Source organism: Nonomuraea sp. NPDC048916 (genome assembly GCF_040649575.1).
Lineage (GTDB): Bacteria > Actinomycetota > Actinomycetes > Streptosporangiales > Streptosporangiaceae > Nonomuraea.
Genome location: NZ_JBEZFS010000288.1, coordinates 1 through 379 on the forward strand (window position 1 = coordinate 1; position 379 = coordinate 379).

Here is a 379-nt window from a genome sequence, read left to right on the forward strand (position 1 = left end):
GGCGTGGATGGCCGGATGCGGCTCGCCACGGAAATCGCACTGGCCCCAGACGTCGTGATGCACGGACAGCTCGACCCAGAGGTCCGTCTCGTCCGGCGCCACCATGAGGTCCACCAGACGGTGTTCCCTGTGCCGTTGCCCGTCCGCGTCGAACCAGGTGCCCGAGCCCAGCACGCGGATTCCGCCGATTTCTGCCTCCGGATAACCCATCGGCCGACAGGCGTGGAGGGCATCGGGCAGTCCAGGCTCGTCGAGTGAACGCGTGCCGAGGTTTAGACGGCTATGGGCACCGAGGCCGCCCTTGCCCGTCTCGAACCAGGCCCACTCAAGTGAAGACGGCACCAGCAGGTCGTGCTTCTCCAGCACCTCGAGATCGGAA

The 379-nt window shown here is 66.5% G+C and carries 1 protein-coding gene; it reads right to left on the minus strand.

The window, feature by feature from the left end; all coding sequences use genetic code 11:
- The coding region (locus tag AB0C16_RS40890; protein WP_357691602.1) for a hypothetical protein at window positions 1–366 on the minus strand (366 nt) is incomplete at its 3' end.
- Window positions 367–379 lie beyond the last annotated feature (13 nt).